At 62.3% G+C, this 19,847-nt stretch carries 14 protein-coding genes; 8 read left to right on the top strand and 6 right to left on the bottom strand.

The features are described from left to right. The first annotated feature begins 34 nt into the window (after positions 1–34). The gene (locus AC3A6J_RS20440; RefSeq protein WP_487861810.1) at positions 35–2,080 is read left to right on the top strand and encodes an acyltransferase family protein; all 2,046 of its coding nucleotides are present in this window, start codon (positions 35–37) and stop codon (positions 2,078–2,080) included. On the opposite strand, the gene AC3A6J_RS20445 is transcribed toward AC3A6J_RS20440, so the two are convergent. The 3 genes from AC3A6J_RS20445 to AC3A6J_RS20455 all read right to left on the bottom strand — a co-directional run bounded on the left by AC3A6J_RS20445 (position 2,077) and on the right by AC3A6J_RS20455 (position 6,028). Then, complete coding sequence (locus AC3A6J_RS20445; RefSeq protein ID WP_487861896.1) at positions 2,077–3,075, bottom strand: glycosyltransferase family 2 protein; 999 nt, start codon at positions 3,073–3,075, stop codon at positions 2,077–2,079. The two genes, AC3A6J_RS20440 and AC3A6J_RS20445, sit on opposite strands and share 4 nt — an antisense overlap. Positions 3,076–3,167: 92 nt before the next feature. Next, entirely contained in the window at positions 3,168–4,172 is a 1,005-nt protein-coding gene (locus AC3A6J_RS20450) for a glycosyltransferase family 2 protein (protein WP_487861811.1), read from the bottom strand. Next, positions 4,169–6,028, bottom strand: coding sequence for a glycosyltransferase family 2 protein (locus AC3A6J_RS20455; RefSeq protein WP_487861812.1), 1,860 nt, complete (start codon positions 6,026–6,028; stop codon positions 4,169–4,171). Before AC3A6J_RS20455 ends, AC3A6J_RS20450 begins: the two co-directional genes overlap by 4 nt. A gap of 88 nt (positions 6,029–6,116) precedes the next feature. Here AC3A6J_RS20455 and AC3A6J_RS20460 point away from each other — a divergent pair, with 88 nt between their 5' ends. From AC3A6J_RS20460 to AC3A6J_RS20470, 3 genes are read left to right on the top strand one after another with little or no spacing between them, the layout of a single operon-like run. Beyond that, positions 6,117–7,541 carry a mannose-1-phosphate guanylyltransferase/mannose-6-phosphate isomerase gene (locus AC3A6J_RS20460; protein WP_487861813.1) on the top strand — a complete coding sequence of 475 codons (1,425 nt, stop codon included), beginning with the start codon at positions 6,117–6,119 and terminating at the stop codon, positions 7,539–7,541. Next, a complete protein-coding gene (locus AC3A6J_RS20465) occupies positions 7,538–8,341 on the top strand; it encodes an ABC transporter permease (protein WP_487861814.1) in 804 nt (267 codons plus the stop codon). Before AC3A6J_RS20460 ends, AC3A6J_RS20465 begins: the two co-directional genes overlap by 4 nt. Positions 8,342–8,344: 3 nt before the next feature. After that, on the top strand, positions 8,345–9,091 hold the full coding sequence (locus tag AC3A6J_RS20470) for an ABC transporter ATP-binding protein (protein WP_487861815.1): 747 nt from the start codon (positions 8,345–8,347) through the stop codon (positions 9,089–9,091). Here AC3A6J_RS20470 and AC3A6J_RS20475 read toward each other — a convergent pair. Continuing rightward, positions 9,063–11,048, bottom strand: coding sequence for a glycosyltransferase family 4 protein (locus tag AC3A6J_RS20475; protein WP_487861816.1), 1,986 nt, complete (start codon positions 11,046–11,048; stop codon positions 9,063–9,065). The genes AC3A6J_RS20470 and AC3A6J_RS20475 overlap by 29 nt on opposite strands. Before the next feature lie 330 nt (positions 11,049–11,378). On the opposite strand from AC3A6J_RS20475, the gene AC3A6J_RS20480 reads away from it, so the two are divergent. From AC3A6J_RS20480 to AC3A6J_RS20495, 4 genes are all read left to right on the top strand, one after another. Beyond that, complete coding sequence (locus AC3A6J_RS20480) at positions 11,379–12,686, top strand: FkbM family methyltransferase (RefSeq protein WP_487861817.1); 1,308 nt, start codon at positions 11,379–11,381, stop codon at positions 12,684–12,686. Further along, a complete protein-coding gene (locus AC3A6J_RS20485) occupies positions 12,686–16,408 on the top strand; it encodes a glycosyltransferase (protein ID WP_487861818.1) in 3,723 nt (1,240 codons plus the stop codon). Before AC3A6J_RS20480 ends, AC3A6J_RS20485 begins: the two co-directional genes overlap by 1 nt. Before the next feature lie 72 nt (positions 16,409–16,480). Beyond that, a complete protein-coding gene (gene gmd / locus AC3A6J_RS20490) occupies positions 16,481–17,518 on the top strand; it encodes a GDP-mannose 4,6-dehydratase (protein ID WP_487861819.1) in 1,038 nt (345 codons plus the stop codon). Next, the gene (locus AC3A6J_RS20495; RefSeq protein WP_487861820.1) at positions 17,515–18,405 is read left to right on the top strand and encodes a GDP-mannose 4,6-dehydratase; all 891 of its coding nucleotides are present in this window, start codon (positions 17,515–17,517) and stop codon (positions 18,403–18,405) included. Before gmd ends, AC3A6J_RS20495 begins: the two co-directional genes overlap by 4 nt. Here AC3A6J_RS20495 and rfbC read toward each other — a convergent pair. Together rfbC and rfbA are read right to left on the bottom strand one after the other, a co-directional pair. Next, entirely contained in the window at positions 18,398–18,946 is a 549-nt protein-coding gene (rfbC, locus tag AC3A6J_RS20500; protein ID WP_487861821.1) for a dTDP-4-dehydrorhamnose 3,5-epimerase, read from the bottom strand. The genes AC3A6J_RS20495 and rfbC overlap by 8 nt on opposite strands. After that, a complete protein-coding gene (rfbA, locus tag AC3A6J_RS20505) occupies positions 18,943–19,839 on the bottom strand; it encodes a glucose-1-phosphate thymidylyltransferase RfbA (protein WP_487861822.1) in 897 nt (298 codons plus the stop codon). Before rfbA ends, rfbC begins: the two co-directional genes overlap by 4 nt. Positions 19,840–19,847 lie beyond the last annotated feature (8 nt).

Below are 19,847 nucleotides of genomic sequence, written 5' to 3' on the forward strand. Positions count from 1 at the left end.
GATCCGTGGCGCTTCTCCCTCCCACCGACCGACGATGACGACCACGAGCAGCCCGACTTTCCCGCAGGCGCAACCGCACCTGCTGCATCCCAAATACCGGCCCGACATCGACGGCCTTCGCGCCGTAGCAGTGCTCTCGGTGCTCGGCTACCACGCGTTCCCGCAGTGGATCAAGGGCGGCTTCATCGGCGTCGACATCTTCTTCGTCATCTCGGGCTTCCTGATCACGACGATCATCCTGGGCAGCTTCGAGGGCGAGGGCTTCAGCTACCGCGAGTTCTATGCGCGGCGCGTGAAGCGCATCTTTCCGGCGCTGGTGCTGGTGCTGGCCGCCAGCTTCGCCTTCGGCTGGTATTCGCTGCTGCCGCACGAGTGGGAGCAGCTCGGCAAGCACGTGGCCGCGGGCGCGGGCTTCGTGTCGAACTTCGCGTTCTGGAGCGAGGCCGGCTACTTCGATAACGCGGCCGAGACCAAGCCGCTCCTGCACCTGTGGTCGCTCGCGATCGAGGAGCAGTTCTACATCTTCTGGCCCGTGCTGCTGGGCCTGGCCTGGAAGCGCAAATGGCGCGTGCTCTGGGTCGTGGGCGCGGTGGCGGCGGCGTCGTTCCTGCTGAACGTCACGACCATCCACAGCCACCGCACGGCCGCGTTCTATTCGCCGCTGTCGCGCTTCTGGGAACTGATGATCGGCGGCATGCTCGCCTACATGCGCCTGCACCGGCCACCGCCGAAACCGGGCTGGGGCCGGCATGCGCAGTCGATCGCCGGCGTGGTGCTGATCGTGCTGGGGCTCGTCTACATCCGCGGCGGCAAGGCGTTTCCAGGGTTCTGGGCGATCCTGCCGACGCTGGGCGCCTTCTATTGCATCGCGGCCGGGCCGACGGGCGTGCTCAACCGCTACGTGCTCGCCTCCAGGCCGATGGTGTGGATCGGCCTCATCAGCTATCCGCTCTACCTGTGGCATTGGCCACTCTTGGCCTACGCGCGCATTCTCGAAGGCAAGCTGCCGTCCGACGGCATCCGCGCGCTCATGCTGGTGGCGTCCTTCGTGCTGGCCTGGCTGACCTACCGCTTCGTCGAGCGCCACACCCGCAAGACCGAGAACCCGGTGGTGACCGCCGCCCTGGTCGCCGCAATGGCGGGCTTCGTGGTGCTCGGCCTGCTTGCCACCACGCGCTACTACGTCGGACGGCACAGTGACCCCTACTTCAACAAGACCGCGGCGGCGGCGAAGGACTGGGCCTATCCGGACGGCCTCAGCCCGATCAAGGTCGACGGCGAGGTGCTGCAGCAGATCGGCAGCGGCAAGCGCCGCGTGCTGCTGTTCGGCGACAGCCACATCGAGCAGTACGGGCCGCGCGCGGTGGCGCTCAGCAAGATGGCGCCGGAGACGCTGGATTCGCTGTCGTTCATGACATGGGGTGCATGCCCGCCGATCCCGAACGTCATCGACGAGCAGAACAAGCTCTGCGCCGAGCGTCGCGACGGCGGCATGCGCCTGGCCATCAGCGACAGGTTCGACGCGGTCGTCTTCGGCGGCTGCTGGAACTGCTATTTCTCGGAAACCGGAAAGCCGAATGCGGCGAACGCCGAGGCCGACCGCTACTACTACTTCGACGGCACGACCAAGCGCCGCTTCATGGGCGGCGGCGGCGCGGACTTTGCGCTCAACATGCTCGAGGCGGTGATGACGAACCTGGCCAAGCACAAGCAGGTGTACCTGGTGCTGGACAACCCTGTCGGCGAAGGCTTCGGTCCCGAGGAGTTCATCCAGGGCGGCCGGCTCGGCAGCATGCGCGTGGGACGCATGACGCCCACTGCGCCATGGGTCTCGGCCCAGAAAGCGCTGCACGAACGGATGCGCCAGATGGCGCTGCGCGCCGGCGCGACCGTGATCGACCCTATCCCGACGCTTTGCCAGAAGGACTGGTGTACGCGGGCGGATGCCGATGCGACGCCGATCTACAAGGACGCGGGCCATCTGCGGGCCGAGTATGTGCGCCGGTTTGCGACCTACATCGATCCGGCGATAACGACGCCCCCCAAGCCGAGCCCCGCGGCAACGGCCCCGGCCCGCTAGGCGTACAGGCGCCGCAGGCTGCGAATGACCGGCAGGCGCGTGACGGCGCCGACAAGGCGCACTGCGGCGGGCGGGCAGTGCGCAAGCAGGAACAGCGTGAGCCGCAGCCGCAGCTTCTTCTTGCGCCCGACGTAGGGATTGGCCAGCACCATCGCGCCGTACTCGTTGAGGATCGCGCTCATTTCCTCTCGGTACTGGTCGTCGTTCTTGATCGATTCGATCGCATGGTTGACGAAGTAGGGCTGGAATCTCGGGATCAGGAAGTCGCGGAAGTAGTAGCGGCCGCGCTGGTGCTCGTCGGGAAACATCGCGACAAGCTTCTTGAAGTACTTGAAGCGGCTGCGGATCATCCGGATGCCGAAGGACGTGCTCGCGGTATGGATGCACCACACGGTGACCGCCTTGTCGACGAAATAGTTGCTGTAGCCGGCGCGGAAGATGCGAAGAAACAGATCGTCGTCCTCGAACCCCATGAACTGCGGGTCGAACCCCTCCACCGCCTCGAAGGCCTTGCGACTCACCAGCGTAGCCGATGGAAGCACGAACATGTCATGGCGCAGCAAGTCATTGATGTTGCGCTTCGGATGCGTCGCGTGCTCCTTGACCACGCCCGTGCGGATCACGTTCCCGTCGGCATCGGCCTCGTAAAGGTCGGCATAGACGAAGCCAAACAGCCGGTCGCCAGGCGGGATCGACGACGCCAGTGTCTCGATGTGGTTGGGCAGGTAGAAATCGTCTTGATCAAGGAAGCAGATGTAGTCGGAAGTCGAGGCTTGGACTCCCGCGTTCCGGGCCGAGCCCTGGCCACCGTTTTCCTTGTCGATGATGCGGAACGGGTAGCGCAACGCGAGCCCGTCCAGCACCGCGCGTTCCTCCGGCCGGGACCCGTCGTTGACGACGATGACTTCGTTCGCAGGGACCGATTGCTCGAAGACGCTTCGGACCGAGCGTTCGATGAAGTCGGCGCCGTTGTAGAACGGGATGACCACCACCACAGTGGGCAAAGTGGCCTGGCCGCTAGCGGTTGGAGTGGGAGAAGGGTTCGTGGGAGTCATTGTTTTTGCGACTGACGCGGTCTTGATGGCGGCTATACGGATTCGAAAAGGTCGCGCACCACGCCACGCACGCCGCGGCCGAACTTGTCGTACCGCCCGGTCATGGCTTCGCGGAAGATCGGACCGCAGCGGGCCAGCCGCGAAGCCGGCAGCGCGGCGCGAAAGCGCTGATGCACGATCTTGCCGCGTACCTTCTCGATGATCTCGGGGGGGATGCGGTCACCGAACTGCAGCAGTCGCGCCAGCAAAAGTTCGGCCTTGACCGCCCGCTCGACATGAAGGGTGCCCCTGGAGCCCAGCGCCTTGCGGACCTTCTCCGCGAAGGTATCGCGGCGCGCCCCGATCTGGTTGGATTCGTGCTGGCGGTACTCGATGAGCGGCTGCTCGAGCAGCTCGACGCGTCCCGTGGCCGAGGCGATGATACCCAGCCATTCATCGTGCACCCATTCCACCGGCAGCGGCAGCGCGTCGGCCAGCAGCGAACGGCGAAAGACCGTGGTGGCGCCGGTCACGAGGTTGCGCCGCAGCAGCACGTCGAAGGCGCGGCCGGTGTGCACGCCCTCGATCTCCGAGGGCGTGACCTCGAGCGCATGGAAAAGCGTCTGGCCGAGGTCGCGGCGTTGCGAATCGACGAGGCGCGCATCGGTGTGCAGCAGCACCAGGCGCTCGTCCTGCGCGAAGCTGGCGGCCATCTGCGCCAGCCGGTCGGGCACCCAGACGTCGTCCTGGTCGCTCAGTGCGATCAGGTCGCCGGTGCAAGCACCGATCGCCTGCTCGAAGTTCTTCACGACGCGCAGCGCGGGTCGGTTCTCGAAGATCCGCAGCACCACAGGCTGGCCGGGGCGTTCGGCGGCGCATTCGGCCACTGCCGCGCGCACCACGTCCACCGAACCATCGGTCGAGGCATCGTCGGACAGCACGATTTCCACCGGTGGCAGGGTCTGAAGGCAGATGCTGCGCACCTGCTCACGCAGGAAGCGCGCGCCGTTGTGGGTGCACAGCGCGACGGAAACGGAGAGCGGAGCGGGCACTGTCATGGGCTGGTCGGCAGCATATCGTTCCGTGGAGGCCATGCGAGGTCGAAGTCTTCCGTATCGAGGGACAGGTTGGGGTTGTAGGCCGGATCGGCGGCAATGAGCGCGGGCCACCGCGAGCGCATCCACGTCGATTCCCGCGCGAGCCGCTCCTGCGAGGCGGCGGATTCGAGCCCCCGCGTTGCAGACTCGTGGTGCAGCAGTTCTGCATATGGCGTCCAGACGTTTCGGTAACCCGCCTCTTGCAGACGAAGGCAGAAGTCGACGTCGTTGTAGGCGACGCCGAGGTTCTGTTCATCGAGGCCGCCCAACTGCTCATAGAGCGCCTTGCGCACCACCATGCAGGCGGCGGTGACCGCGGAGAAAGCCTGCGCGAGCTGCGCCCGGCCGCCGTGACCGGGCACCGTTGAAGGCAAATGCTTGTGCGCATGACCCGCGATGCCGCCAACGCCCAGCACGATGCCGCCATGCTGGATCGTCAGGTCCGGGTAGAGCAGCTTTGCGCCTACCGCCCCCACACCGGGCTGCATGGCCAGAGACGCCATTTCATGCAGCCAGTGTGGCGATATGACCTCGATGTCGTTGTTGAGCAGCGCGACCAGATCCCCGCGCGCATGCGCAACCGCAGCGTTGTTGAGCGCCGAATAGTTGAACGGCCGCTCGTCACGGATCACCGTGAAGCCCGGCTGGCTTGCGAGTTGGGCGAAGTAGGCGAGCGCCTCGGCATCGTCCGAGCCGTTGTCGACCAGCAAAATCTCGTAGTTGGGATAAGCCGTCTCGAGCACGATGCTCTCGACGCACTGGCGCACCAGCGCCACCGCATTGCGCGTGGGAACAATGATCGAAACGAGCGGCGCCGGCACGGGCAGCGTGTAGCGCGTGCGCAAGCCGTGCGGCGTGGGCTCTGCGACGGCCGCGATGCCGGTGCGCGCGAGGAACGCGGCGAGCGGCGCCACGTCGGGCGGCACGTAAGGCGCGGCCGAATGGCTCAGGATGCGCGGAATGTGGCGAATCTGCGCCGGCACGATGCGCTCGACGCAACGCAGCGCCAAGTCGAACGCATGCACCGCATCGAGCTTGTCGGTGATGCCGCCGGCCTCCTCGAACAGGGCTGCGTCGACCGCGCCCATCGGCGAGAGCAGGTTGCGCGCGAGGAACAGGTCGGTATTCCAGTCGGGCTTGAATTCGGGTCGGCTTCGCTCCCGGGTACCGAGATCGATGGCGTCGGCATCGGCATAGCGCAAGCGTACGTCGGGATGCGCGCAGATGTCGCTTGCCAGGCAGAACAACGCATGCGGCGGCAACACACAACCGGGCTCGAGCCAGACGATCCAGTCGCTGCCGGCGGGCGCGCCCGGCTTGAAGCGAGAGGAGGAGATGGCAAGCATCTGCGCTTCTTCGCCGACGGGGGCAGGCGAAACCAGGTGCCAATCCCACGCGGGATACACCTGCGCGTCCAGGGAGCCCAAGGTGGCGCGCAGCATGGCCGTGTCGCCCGGGCTGTGGCCGACCAGCACTGCCAGGCGTGGCTGCATCGACAACGATGCCACCTGCGCGGACATCCGCACTGTGTTGGGGGTGTCGTAGCGGGCGATCCAGTCGGCGTAGGTGCCACGCTGCACGGGCGGCGCATCCGCCTGCCCCCGCATGCGCCGACGAAGGCCGCCGAGCCACCGCAACGGAGCGGTGAGGCGCCAACTCGTCGACCGCCGCATGGCCTGCAACTCGTCCTCGAGGGCCGTGGCCTTCACCTCCAGCATGCCGATCTGCCGTTGCAGCTGGGCATTGCTCGACGCCGCGGCAGCCTCACCTCGCCGTTGACGGGACGGCGCCGAAGGCAGCACGGGCTTACTGGGCATGACGGGCGATCAACGGCTTCCAAAGGTTACGAGGGCTCCAGGACGGGGCCGGTAAAATTATCGCTTCTTCACACCCCACCAAGAACAAATGCGCGTCCTTTCCGTTGTGCTCTCAGGGGGAGCGGGCTCCCGGCTCTGGCCGGCGTCGCGACAGACGTTCCCGAAGCCCTTCATGCAGTTGGGCGGATCGACGCTGCTGCAGCAAGCGATCGAGCGAGGGCAGGCCTGCGGCACCGGTGACTTGATGATCGTCACCAACAAGGATCATCTCTTTCTCACGAAGGACGTTCTGCGGCAGATGCCGGACCCACCCGAGGCCACCCTGCTGCTCGAGCCGAAGGGGCGCAACACAGGCCCGGCGATCGCGCTGGCAGCACTGCGATGCATCGAGCAATTCGGTGGCGATACCGTGATGCTGGTGCTCTCGGCCGATCACCTCGTCCCCGACGTCGAGGCCTTCGTCGCCAGCGCCCGCCAGGCATTCCGCCTGGCCACCCAGGGCGCGCTGGTGGTTTTCGGCATCAGCCCGACCGCACCGGAAACCGGCTTCGGCTACGTCGAGGTGGCGAAGGTTTCCCGAGAGAGCCAGCCAGCCAAACGCTTTGTAGAGAAGCCGGACCTCGCCACGGCGCAGGAGTACCTCGCCACGGGCCGGTACTACTGGAATAGTGGAATGTTCTGCTTCACCGCGGACGCGATCGTCTCGGCTTTCGAGCGACATGCCCCCGAATTGCTTGCAGCGGCCCGGAACGCGTTGAAATCCTCAACCTCCAGCGCCGAGCGCACGATCGACTTCGATCTGCACGCCTTCGGCCTGCAGCCGGACATCAGCATCGACTACGCCGTCATGGAACCCGCGGACAATGTCCACGTGGTGCCGGCCAAGTTCGGCTGGAGCGATGTCGGCTCTTGGCCGGCAGTGGCCCTGGCCCACACGCCGGACGCGAACGGCAACACGTTCCTGCCGGACGATGTGGTGGCCATCGACACCACCGGTACCCACGTGCAGGTCGACAGCCACATTCCCAAGCTGGTCGCCACGCTGGGCGTGCGCGATCTCGTGATCGTCGACACCCCCGACGCGTTGCTGGTCGCGCACAAGAACAGCGCGCAGGAAGTCAAGCGAGCCGTCGACATCCTCAAGTCGCGTGGCCACGAGTCCGTGCAGCTGCCGGCGGTGGTTCATCGGCCGTGGGGCACGTATGCGTCGCTGAAGGAAGAAGAGGGTTACAAGGTTAAGCGGATCACCGTCAAGCCGGGAGAGTCGCTGTCCTTGCAGTACCATCATCACCGTGCGGAGCACTGGGTTGTCGTGCAAGGGCGCGGCATCGTGCAGATCGGCGACACCGAACATGTGACGCTTCCCGGCCAGTACCGCTACATCCCATTGAAAGAGAAGCACCGCCTCATCAACAACGGCGACGAAGAGCTTGTGCTCATCGAAGTCCAGTGCGGCGCCTATCTTGGCGAGGACGACATCGTGCGCCTCGCGGACACTTACGGACGCGCATGAGTCAAGTTCAATCCAATCTTCATCGCAGCGCTCTCTCCGACTGGTGGGAAGGTACCCGCCGAACCGATATCTGGTGGACCCTGGCCTGGTTCGACATCGTGCTGCGCTACCGCCGCTCGATGCTGGGGCCGCTCTGGCTGACGCTGAGCATGGGCGCCATGATCGGCGGCATGGGGCCGCTGTACAGCTCACTCTTCGGCACGGAACTGTCCAAGTTTTTCCCCCACCTTGCGCTCGGTATCATCTTCTGGGGCTTTTTCTCGAGCATGGTGACGGATGCGTGCAATGCCTTCGTGGGCTCCGCGAACTATCTCAAGCAAGGTTACTTTCCGGTCAGCCTTTTCGTCTGGCGCAGCATCGCGCGCAACCTCATCCAGTTCGCTCACCACATCGTGCTCTACATTCCGGTCGCTCTCTGGGCCGGTATTTCGCTGTCTTGGTCTGCGTTGCTCGTGCTGCCCGCCTTCGTGATCATGATCATCAATGCGCACGCGCTGGGATTGCTGCTCGGCCTCATTTGCACGCGTTATCGGGACGTCACTCAGATCGTGACCAGCGTGATGCAGATGCTGATGTTTCTCACGCCGGTTTTCTGGTTGCCGGAAAGTCTGCCGGATCGTGCTCAGTACATCCTCTGGAATCCTTTCGCGCAGATGCTGGACCTCCTGCGGACCCCGCTGATGGGCGGCATGGCTGAACTTCACAGCTGGTTGGGAATCTTTGTATGGACGGCCGTGTGCCTCGTGGGCTCCATGACGCTGTTCTCCAAATACCGTCGCCGGGTTGTCTACTGGCTCTGATCCATGGCATCTATCTCTCTCAAAAACGTCGCCGTCAATTTCCCCATCTACGGCGCAGGTGCTGCATCGCTCAAGAAGACCCTTGCAGCTTCGGTCACTGGTGGACGCTTCGGCAAGGAGACGGGCGTTACCGTGGTGCAAGCACTCAGCGGGATCACACTTGAACTCAAGAGCGGTGACCGACTGGGCCTGGTGGGCCACAACGGCGCTGGCAAGTCGACCCTGCTGCGCACGCTTGCGGGCGTCTATGAGCCATCCGCGGGCGAACTCACGCGCCAGGGCACGGTTGCAAGCCTTATTGATCCTGCACTTGGCATTGAGGTAGACGCCACGGGCGTCGAGAACATCATGTTGCGCGGACTTGTGATGGGCATGAGCAAGGCACAGATCGACCGGCTCATCCCCGAGATCTGCGAGTTCAGCGGACTTGGCCAATACGTCAACATGCCCGTGCGCACATACTCCACCGGCATGCTGATGCGCCTCGCGTTCTCGATCTCGACCAGTGTCGAGGCCGATATCCTGCTGATGGACGAGTGGCTGTCGGTAGGCGATGCGGAGTTTACGGAGAAGGCGGAAAAACGCATGAAGGACGTGGTGGCCAAATCGGGCATCCTGGTCCTTGCTTCCCATTCGCCCGCGTTGATCGCCAAGGAATGCAATCGTGTGATCTACATGGAGCACGGAAGGATCGTCCGAGCCACGGACGATATGGCGAGCTTCAGTTCCGAAAACGCCGTAGCGTCCTGATTTCCTCCACACGGGCGGCAAAACGCTCGCCCGCGGCCCGGAGAGACAGATTGGTTTCCGCCGACGATCTGCCGCGCGCGCCAAGCTCACGCGCCCACTCCTGATCCTCATACAAGCGTCGCATCAAGCGGGCCGCTTCCTCCACGGACGGCTCAGCCCATTCCAGATCCGCGCTGTAGGGAGGAATGGGTCGGCCGAGCTTCACTCGCTCATAGGGCACGAGGAGGCTGTTGTCGTTTGTCATGAAATCCATGTTGCCGGAAAAGCCTGTCGCGACCACCGGTTTTCCCATCAGCATCGCCTCTGCCATCGTCAACCCGAGACCCTCACTGCGATGTAGCGAGACGTAGGCGTCGCACACATGCATGAGCGATAGGACCTCGTCGGAACTGAGAACTTGATCGATGATGGTGATGGATGGCATGTCGGCCGCCGCTTTGCACAGTTCATTGAACTGTTCAGGGTGTCGATCTCCGAAAGAGGTCTTGAGCATCAGGGCGACAGGCTCATGGGCGCGAAAAGCCATCTTGAATGCCTGAATGAGCCCCAACGGATTCTTGCGTTCCATCACGCTCACCATATGAAAGGTGAACAGGAACGTGAAGCGATTTGCCTCCAGATTGAAATGCGACCGATCACGAACCTGAAACGGAGCGAGTGCGACGCCTGGAAAAAGCGTTCGCACCGGGACCGACAAGCGTTGGCGCAATCCCCGCGCGATGAACTCGGTCGCGGTCCAAACCTCGTCGACATTCCTGGCCTGGTCACACCAGGCTTCGGGGATCGAGTCGAACTCCCAATACCAGTAGGCGATGCGATACGTTCGAGGCGTGCGCTCTGCAAGATCCGCTCTCACATAGGCTTCAGCAAAAAAGGGCTCGGGCTGCGCGTGGATGATCGTGATATCGCCCGACTCAAGCCCATCGAACTGAACGTGATGAGGGTCATCCCGGGCGTCGGTCCTAATATCCCGAAGAGATGTTCGAACGCCGGCCGACGCCATGGCCCCGACCATGGCCTCCACCGACACGCGCAGTCCCGAGGGGTAGCAGAAGTGCCCGATCACCGTGACACGGCTTTCCAGCAAACGAGAGGCCAGCGCCTCCTTGTCCAAACCAGCGCACCACTCGCGCGCCGGAGGCTCCACGCGCGCACCGTCACTGGAAGCGAGCCACTCCAGCAGCGCCATTGCAGATGCTTTGTTGGACATCGCCTCAGGGTGAGCGCTCTGCCATTCGGCGCGCGCCTGGTATGCAACCAGAATCTGCGCGGCCGGCTCGGGAAGACTGGATATGGCGGACAGAGGCAGTGAGACACTGCCGTCGCCATAGGTTCTGTTGAGCCACTCCGCGAAGCGAGGCCACCCGAAAACGGTCAACGCATCGGGAAAGCGTCGTTGCCAGTCTGGTGTAAACAAGAAGGCGCGCAGCACCTCTGCCAGCGGATTTTCTTGTGCCTGCAGGAACAGCCACCAGACTTCCTCGGGCTCCAGTGCACTGGCAGGCAACCCGTGCTGCATGAACCATCGAAAGAGCGTGCGACTGCCCGACGGGAGCAGTCCATGCGGCAACGCCGCACGAACTTCACCGCTTGCCAGAAAAATCTGTCTCGCCCTCGCGGCGAAGTCATCGGAAAAAAGTGCAACAAAGTGCTCGGCGCTTTCAGGCACAAGTCCCAGGTCCCGGCGTGCTTCAGCACCAGCCAGCCATGCCGCGAAGCCTCCGCTGGTCGCGTCGGAAAATGCGTAGGGGAACCGCTCCCGCAGATCTTTGCGGCGACGGAAAGCATCAATGAGAAAACGTGCCGCAACGTACCGGTCCCGTATGGATGTCGCGTCAACCGGAGGCCACAACACCTGCTCGCGCGGCAATCCCGAGGCGTCGAATACATCCTGGATGTCGTAGACATTCAGTGCAGAACGACAGCTCGTCGCGCCGCCTTGCTGCAGCGCTTCCAATCGCTGTCGCTCTTGGTTGATTAGGTTCGCCAGTGCCTGAACTCTCTTTTCACCGGCCCTCCTTCCGCGCAAGAACTGCAGCCTCTGGCGCAGGCGCCACGGGGTCACTAGCCAAAAAACGGCTTTGAGCCCCCGGCGCGCGAGACCACGCAGCGAATCAAGGCCTTGCATCACGGAAGGCATTCATGAAAACGTAACTCATCGTGGGGCGCTTTGTTGGTGGGCGCGCAATCATGCCAAAAATCAGTCTTCCCACCACATAAAATATGAAGGTAAGCGCGGCGCGCGAGTCTTCTCGCTAGCGGAGAGCGATGGAGTCGCAAGTAGTACATGAATCAAAAAAACAGCCCCCAGTCCTTCACCTCATACGCGCAGAATTTCGAAGACGTCATGCTCTGGCGGGCGTTGAAGCATATTCAATCCGGCGTCTACGTCGACGTCGGGGCCCAGCATCCCGTGGTGGACTCGGTCAGCAAGGCCTTCTATGAGCAAGGCTGGCGGGGTGTACATGTGGAGCCGGTTCCGCACTATGCGGAATTGCTCAGGCAGGACCGGCCTGACGAAGTCGTGCTGCAGGTCGCACTCGGGGACGAAGCAGGGATTCTCGATCTCTACGTGGTTCCGGGTACGGGCCTCAGCACCGGCGTGGAAGCCCACGCGAAGAAGCTCCAAGTGCAGCACGGGTTCACCAGCCAGACCATCCAGACTCCCATGCTGCCCATGCGCACGGCATTGGCCTCTCTCACTGGGAAGCAAGTGCATTGGCTCAAGATTGATGTGGAAGGGTTCGAGGAGAACGTGCTCCGGGGCTGGGATCATGCTGCGTTCAGACCTTGGATCATCCTCATCGAAGCGACGGTCCCCCTATCGACAGAACTCCGGTACGAAGCCTCGGACCGGATACTGACGGACGCAGGCTATCAGTTTGCCTATTTCGACGGGCTCAATCGTTTTTATGTCGCCAGGGAACATGCTGAGCTGGTTCCTGTGCTGCAAACACCTCCAAACGTCTTCGACAACGTGCAACTCAGTCGCTCGAGTGTCTGGTGTGCCGCATTGGTCGCTGAATACCGGGTTGAGCAGGAAGCCCACGCAGCACAACTCGACGCGGCCCGGGCCGAGCTTGCTCGAGTGCAGGCGCGCGCCTCAGAGGCCGAAGCAAATTCCCTCCGATCGGCAGCGCGTGCCTCCGAAGCTCATGCCGAGGCCGCCCGGAATGAGGCCCGCGCCATTCGTGCAGAAGAGCGCGCCAGCTTCGCGGAAACCATGGCGAATCATGCAAGCGACCGCGCGACCCAGGCGGAAGCGAGGGCTCTTGCCGCTGCGAACACCTCGCTTCGCCGACTCGCGACAGCCATTGCCGAAGGCCGGCTACGCAGCGGAATCAAGCGTCGCATCAAGACCGCGGTGCGTATTGCGGCAATTGCTGCCAGACGGCATCCGTCACTGAAGCGATGCGCCATGTTCGTCTTACGTTGGACTCCTTCGCTGCGGAACCGCCTGCGAGCGATGCTGGCCCCGCCAAATTCTGCGCAGCCGACGTCCATGGCCCCCCCCCTTTCAATGTCTCCAGACACGGCGCTGATTTTTCGGCAACTTCGAATCCAGCAGCGAACACAACGATCGGAGTCCATCTGATGCGTATCGTCATAGACCTTCAAGGGGCTCAATCGACCGGCAGTCGCCATCGCGGTATCGGACGGTATTCTCTGTCGCTGGCTCAGGCAATGGCACGCCAAGCAGGTACCCATGAGCTCCTGATTGCACTGAATGGCGGCTTTCCAGAGGCTGCAGAGGACATCAAGGCAGCCTTCGCAGGGCTGATGGAGCCTGCACGCATCAAAACATGGTTCCCGGCTGCACAACCAGCACCAGTTGCCAAGACCTCGGGTGACGTCATCGCCAACGAGAAGCTCTATGAAGCTTTTATTGCCAGCCTGAGGCCGGACACGGTGCACGTCTCGAGCCTCTTCGAGGGGCTGGGCGATGCATCAGTTACCAGTATTGGCCGATTCGCGAAGACCCCGGCAAGTGTCACCCTCTATGACCTCATTCCGCTGATCAACCCACACCCGTACCTCGACAACCCATCGGTACGCGAGTGGTACATGCGAAAAGTGGAGGCAATGAAGAGAGCGAGCCTTTGGCTCGCCATCTCAGAGTCTTCAAGGCAGGAAGGCATCGCGCACTTGGGCTTGGATCCCGATGCATGCGTCAATGTGTCGACAGCAGCAAGCGACCATTTCACGAAGATCGCTGTCCCGCCGGAACGCAACGAGCAACTGCGCTCGCAGTACCGCCTCTACAAGCCCTTTGTGATGTACACCGGTGGGATTGACCATCGGAAGAACATCGAAGGTCTGATCCGCGCATTCGGCATGCTACCCCCGGCAGTGCGTTCGACCCATCAACTCGCCATCGTGTGCTCCGCCCGCCAAGAGGATCGCGCAGCACTCCTTGATCTTGCTAGACGACAAGGCCTGACCGACGATGACGTTGCAGTCACGGGGTTCGTGTCTGAGAGGGACCTGGTCGATCTTTACAACCTTTGCGCGCTCTTCGTTTTTCCGTCATGGCACGAAGGGTTCGGCCTGCCCGCGCTGGAGGCGATGCTCTGTGGCGCCCCCGTGATCGGGGCCAATACGTCGAGCTTGCCGGAAGTCATCGGGTGGAGCGACGCGTTGTTTGATCCACGCGACGACGCAGCCATCGCCGCAAAGATGGCACAGGCGCTCAGCGACGCAAGTTTTCGAAATGCGCTCATCGAGCATGGGAAGCAGCAAGCCAAGAAATTCTCGTGGGACGAGTCCGCAAGGCGTGCAATCGCAGCTCTCGAAGAATTGCACGAGTCCAAGGCAGATATCGCGAGGAACGCGCACCGCTCGACCGGCAAGTCTCGTCCGCGCCTGGCTTATGTATCGCCACTACCGCCGGAACGCAGCGGCATCGCGGCCTACAGCGCCGAGCTGCTGCCTGCGCTCGCGGAGTTTTACGACATCGAGCTCATCACAGACCTCCCTGCTGTGGACAGGCGCGAGATGCCTACTGCATTTCCAGTTCGTAGCGTCGCGTCGTTTCGCGACCATGCGCCGAATTTTGATCGCGTTCTTTATCACTTCGGAAACTCGGAGTTTCACCAACACATGTTCGGGCTGCTTCAAGATATCCCGGGCGTGGTCGTGCTGCACGATTTTTACCTGAGCGGCGTTCAAGCGCACCGCGAAATTGCAGGCGGTGAGGCCTTCGCTTGGACGCGCGCGCTGTACGAATCGCACGGCTACGGCGCAGTGGCCGACCGGCAGAACGCGCGCGACCCTGGAGATGTCGTCTTCAAATACCCATGCAATTTCGATGTCCTTCGTCATGCGAACGGCGTGATTGTTCACTCCCCGTACTCGATCCAGTTGGCGAATGAATGGTTCGGAAGTCAGCTCGCCAGCAAGTGGGCGCTTATCCCGCATCTGCGGGTAGCACCTGGCTCGATTGAAATTGCAAGAGCTCGATCCCGTGCGGAACTGAGCTTGGCGCCCGAAGAGTTCCTGGTCTGCGCGTTTGGCCTCCTCGGACCAACGAAAATGAACGACCGCTTGCTCGACGCATGGAAGATGTCTTCGTTGGCGGCAGATCCCAACTGCAGGCTTGTATTTGTGGGAGAAAACAACAAGGAGCCATATGGCCAAAGGCTGGCACAGGCGATCGCCAGCGCCGCAGGGGCCAAGATCAGCATTACCGGATGGGCCGACTCTGAAACTTTTCAGCGCTATCTGAGCGCGGCCGATGCTGCGGTGCAACTGCGCACCTTGTCGCGCGGCGAAACCTCGGGCACCGTGCTAGATGCGATGAGCCGGGGAGTTCCGACTGTGGTGAATGCCAACGGGTCAATGGCATTTCTACCAAATGACGCAGTCATGATGTTGAATGACGAGTTTTCCGACGCAGCGCTTGTTGAGGCGCTGGAAAAGCTACGCCATTCACCCGGCCTTGCGAGAACGCTCGGCACGAACGCTCGGCGCCAGATCGAAACGGCCCATGCGCCGGCTTCTTGCGCGCGCGCCTATTGCGAAGCCATTGAAGTATTCGCTGTCGAAGCCGCAAATGGGCGCGCGGGCTTGATCAGGTCCATTGCCGCTGATCCCGCTCTTTCCGAAAGTAGCCTGATTGAATCAGCTCGCAGCATCGCGCGCGCTTTGCCACTTCCCGCGCCCAAACGCCAACTCTTCATCGATGTGTCGGAGCTGGCGCAAAAGGACCGGCAAAGCGGCATTCAGCGTTTGGTGAAGTCTTTATTGCGAGCACTGTTCGAGAGTCCGCCAGAGGGATACCGCATCGAGCCGGTTTACGCCTTGAGAGGCCAGCGCGGCTACAGCTACGCTCGCAATTTCTCGCTGCGGCTCCTGGGCTGTTCGCACGAGCCCCTGCAAGATGCGCCCATCGACGCCAGAGAATGTGATGTCTTCGTCGGCCTCGACCTGCAGCCGCACATCGTCCCGGAGCAGACCAGTTTTTTCCAGGAACTGCGGCAAATCGGCGTCCAAGTGAAATTTGTGATCTACGACCTCTTGCCGATGTTGCTGGAGCACCGGTTCCTCCAAGGCGCCAAGGAGGTGCACGAACGCTGGTTGACCGCCGTCGCGCAGAGCGATGGGGTGCTTGCCATCTCGAAGGCTGTGGCTGCTGAGTTCACTGCATGGCTGTCGGCGCATTCGCCCGAACGACTCGCCGCAGGGCTCAAGGTGCGCACGTTCCGCCTTGGTGCAGACATTTCTTCTTCATCGCTCCCTACGGACATGCCTGTGATCGAGCAATCCCCGCCACTCGCCTCGATTACAACATCGTCTCCGAGCTTTCTAATGGTGGGCACGATCGAGCCTCGCAAGGGCCACGAACAAGCCCTTGGCGCCTTCGAGCAGCTTTGGCGTGAGGGACATCAAGCCAACCTCGTCATCGTCGGCAAGAAAGGGTGGATGGTCGACGCGCTCGTCACACGCCTGAGAGAGCACCCCCAGCGCGATAAGCAGTTGTTTTGGCTCGAGAGCCTCAGTGACGCTCACTTGGAGCAGCTTTACAACACTTGCGACTGCCTGCTTCTTGCATCCGAGGGTGAAGGATTCGGCTTGCCTTTGATCGAAGCAGCGATGCACAAACTTCCCATCGTGGTGCGAGACTTGCAAGTCTTCAGGGAGGTCGCGGCGGATCATGCGTTCTACTTTGATGGCATGACGAGTGAGGATCTTGCTGATGCCCTGATCCAATGGCTCGCGCTCTTCAGGCAGGATCGGCACCCGCGCTCGGAGACAATGCCGTATTTGACGTGGCAACAGAGTGCCGAAGAATTCAAGTCTGCGCTCTTGGGCAGCTAATGAAACCAACCTTATATGCGCACCGCAAGAGCGATCTGCGCCGTCCAGTCATTCAGTAGAAAGAGAATCCCGATGAAAAAACGCGCAGTTGTCACGGGCGTAACCGGCCAGGACGGAGCCTATTTGGTAGAACTATTGTTGTCCAAGGGCTATGTGGTCTACGGCACCTACCGTCGCACGAGTTCCGTCAACTTCTGGCGGCTCGAAGAGCTTGGAGTTCAGGACAATCCGGATCTGCATCTCGTTGAATACGATCTCACGGACCTGGGCAGCTCGATCACGCTGCTAAAAGATGCCAACCCGGATGAGGTCTACAACCTCGCAGCGCAGAGCTTTGTGGGGGTGAGCTTTAACCAACCAGCCGCAACCGCGCATATCACGGGTATCGGCGCACTGCATCTGCTGGAAGCCATTCGCTTGGTCAACCCCAAGATACGCTTCTACCAGGCATCGACTTCCGAAATGTTCGGGAAAGTTCAAGCTATCCCCCAGGTGGAAGAAACGCCTTTCTATCCACGCAGCCCCTACGGCGTTGCCAAGCTGTACGCACACTGGATGACGATCAACTACCGCGAGAGCTACGACATCTTCGGCTGCAGCGGCATTCTGTTCAACCACGAAAGCCCGCTGCGCGGACGAGAGTTCGTGACGCGCAAGATCACCGACAGCGTAGCGAAGATCAAGCTCGGCAAACTCGACGTGCTCGAACTGGGCAACCTCGACGCCAAGCGCGATTGGGGTTTTGCCAAGGAATACGTCGAAGGCATGTGGCGCATGCTGCAGATCGACGAACCCGACACCTACGTGCTCGCCACCAATCGCACCGAGACGGTTCGGGACTTCGTGCAGATGGCCTTCAAGGGCGCAGGTATCACGGTGGAATTCAAGGGTAGCGGGGAAGCCGAGACGGCCGTTGATCTCTCCACGGGCAAGACCGTGATGCGCATCAATCCCAAGTTCTATCGCCCGGCCGAAGTGGAACTGCTGATCGGCAACCCCGCCAAGGCGAAGGCCAAACTCGGATGGGAGCCGGCCACCACGCTCGAGCAACTCTGCCAGATGATGGTCGAGGCCGACATCCGCCGCAACACCCAGGGCTTCTCGTTTTGAGAATCCTGCTGACCGGCGCCCACGGATTCACCGGCCGCCTTTTTGCCGAACGGGCCGTTGCAGCGGGCCACACGATCTGCCCTCTGGAATCCGACCTGACGCAGAGTGACTCCGTGCTTGAGGAAGTGCTGCAGATTGCGCCCGAAGCCGTCGTGCACATGGCCGCCATCAGCTTCGTCGGGCACGCCAACGATGCCGCCTTCTACGCGGTCAATGTCGTCGGCACCACCAACTTGTTGAATGCGCTGGTGCAGTTGCCGGTACCTCCGACCCGGGTTCTTCTGGCCAGCAGTGCCAACATCTACGGCAACACGGCGCAGTCGCCCATTCGCGAAGAGCAATTGCCGGCACCGGTGAACCACTATGGCACGAGCAAGCTGGCCATGGAGTGCATGGCGAGGACGTATCGCGATCGCCTGAATCTGGTGATCACGCGCCCCTTCAACTACACCGGCCCCGGACAAGACGACCACTTCCTGATCCCGAAGCTGGCACTGCACTTTGCCGCACGCTCGCCGTCGATCGCACTGGGCAATCTCGATGTGGAGCGCGAGTTCAACGACGTACAGATGGTCTGCGACGCCTACTTGCTGCTGATCGCTTACGGTGAGCCGGGGGAGGCCTACAACATCTGCTCCGGTCGCCCACATTCTCTGCGGCAGGTGGTCGAGACCTTTGCCCGGATGACTTCGCACAATCCCCGTCTCGAGGTCAATCCAGCGTTCGTCAGAGCCAACGAAGTCCACCGCCTTTGCGGCGACCCTTCCAAATTGCAAGCTTTGCTGGCCCGACACGGGGTTTCTCTGGAAGAGCCGGAACTCGAAGAAACGCTCGCGCGAATGCTCCTGGCGGCAAAGGCCAGCGCGGCAAACGCTGTCGTCAGCTGAAGACTTCGGCCCGTTCGAACCTCGATGCGGCCTGATCCTTGGCCGAGAGTTGCGGGGCGAGGCCGACGTCGGGCCACTCGATTGCCAGGTCGGGATCGTTCCAGACGATCGCGCGCTCATGCGCCGGCGCGTAGTAATCCGTGGTCTTGTACAAAAACTCCGCCGTCTCGCTCAGCACCAGGAACCCGTGCGCAAACCCCTCAGGCACCCACAACTGCCTGTGGTTGTCCTCACTGAGCTCCACGCCCACCCACTTGCCGAAGGTCGGCGACGACTTGCGGATGTCCACCGCCACGTCGAACACCGCGCCCCGAACCACACGCACCAGCTTTCCCTGCGGCTGCTGGATCTGGTAGTGCAACCCGCGCAGCACCCCCTTGGCCGAGCGCGAATGGTTGTCCTGGACGAACTCGACGTGCCGCCCGACGGCCTCGTCGAACGCCTTGCCGTTGAAGCTCTCGTAGAAGAAGCCGCGCGCATCGCCGAACACCTTCGGCTCGATGACCAGCACCTCCGGAATCGCGGTGGGCGTTGCCTTCACGAGCGCACCTCCTCGGCCAGCAGGTGGTTGAGGTACTTGCCGTAGCCATTCTTCTGCAGCGGCGCCGCAAGCCGCGCGAGCTGCTCGCGGTCGATGAACCCGTTGCGCCAGGCGATCTCTTCGGGGCACGCGATCTTCAACCCCTGCCGATGCTCGAGCGTCGCGATGAACTGCCCCGCCTCCAGCAGGCTCTCGTGCGTGCCGGTATCGAGCCAGGCATAGCCGCGCTGCATGATCTGCACGTTGAGCTGGCCAATGTCGAGGTAGGCCTGGTTGACCGCCGTGATCTCCAGCTCGCCGCGCGCGCTCGGCTTCACGGCCTTGGCGATGTCGACCACCTGGTTGTCGTAGAAGTACAGGCCCGTCACGGCGTAGCTGCTCTTGGGCTTGGCCGGCTTCTCTTCGATGCTGCTGGCCTTGCCCTCGGCGTCGAAGGCCACCACGCCGTACCGCTCAGGATCCTGCACGTGGTAGGCGAAGACGGTCGCGCCCTTGTCCTTGGCATCGGCACCGGAGAGCAGATGCGCGAGGTCATGCCCGTAGAAGATGTTGTCGCCCAGCACCAGCGCGCTCGCCTCGTTGGCCACGAACTTCTCGCCGATGATGAACGCCTGCGCCAGACCATCGGGGCTGGGCTGCACCGCGTACTGCAGGTTCAGGCCCCATTGGCTGCCGTCGCCCAGCAACTGCTGGAAGCGCGGCGTGTCCTGCGGCGTGCTGATGATCAGGATGTCACGCATGCCGCCGAGCATCAGCGTGCTCAGCGGGTAGTAGATCATCGGCTTGTCGTACACCGGCAGCAGCTGCTTGCTCATCGCGAGCGTGGCGGGATGCAGGCGGGTGCCGGAGCCGCCGGCCAGGATGATGCCCTTGCGTTTTGTCGTCGTGGTCATTGTTGGGT

The organism is Variovorax sp. Soil_C_39 (assembly GCF_057656815.1).

Excerpts from the sequence above, each read along its gene's own strand:
- AC3A6J_RS20465 (WP_487861814.1), top strand. The coding sequence starts at position 7,538 with ATGAGTCAAGTTCAATCCAATCTTCATCGCAGCGCTCTCTCCGACTGG.
- rfbA (WP_487861822.1), bottom strand. The coding sequence starts at position 19,839 with ATGACCACGACGACAAAACGCAAGGGCATCATCCTGGCCGGCGGCTCC.
- AC3A6J_RS20450 (WP_487861811.1), bottom strand. The coding sequence starts at position 4,172 with ATGACAGTGCCCGCTCCGCTCTCCGTTTCCGTCGCGCTGTGCACCCAC.
- gmd (WP_487861819.1), top strand. The coding sequence starts at position 16,481 with ATGAAAAAACGCGCAGTTGTCACGGGCGTAACCGGCCAGGACGGAGCC.
- AC3A6J_RS20485 (WP_487861818.1), top strand. The coding sequence starts at position 12,686 with ATGCGTATCGTCATAGACCTTCAAGGGGCTCAATCGACCGGCAGTCGC.
- AC3A6J_RS20480 (WP_487861817.1), top strand. The coding sequence starts at position 11,379 with ATGAATCAAAAAAACAGCCCCCAGTCCTTCACCTCATACGCGCAGAAT.
- AC3A6J_RS20455 (WP_487861812.1), bottom strand. The coding sequence starts at position 6,028 with ATGCCCAGTAAGCCCGTGCTGCCTTCGGCGCCGTCCCGTCAACGGCGA.
- AC3A6J_RS20460 (WP_487861813.1), top strand. The coding sequence starts at position 6,117 with ATGCGCGTCCTTTCCGTTGTGCTCTCAGGGGGAGCGGGCTCCCGGCTC.
- AC3A6J_RS20470 (WP_487861815.1), top strand. The coding sequence starts at position 8,345 with ATGGCATCTATCTCTCTCAAAAACGTCGCCGTCAATTTCCCCATCTAC.
- AC3A6J_RS20440 (WP_487861810.1), top strand. The coding sequence starts at position 35 with ATGACGACCACGAGCAGCCCGACTTTCCCGCAGGCGCAACCGCACCTG.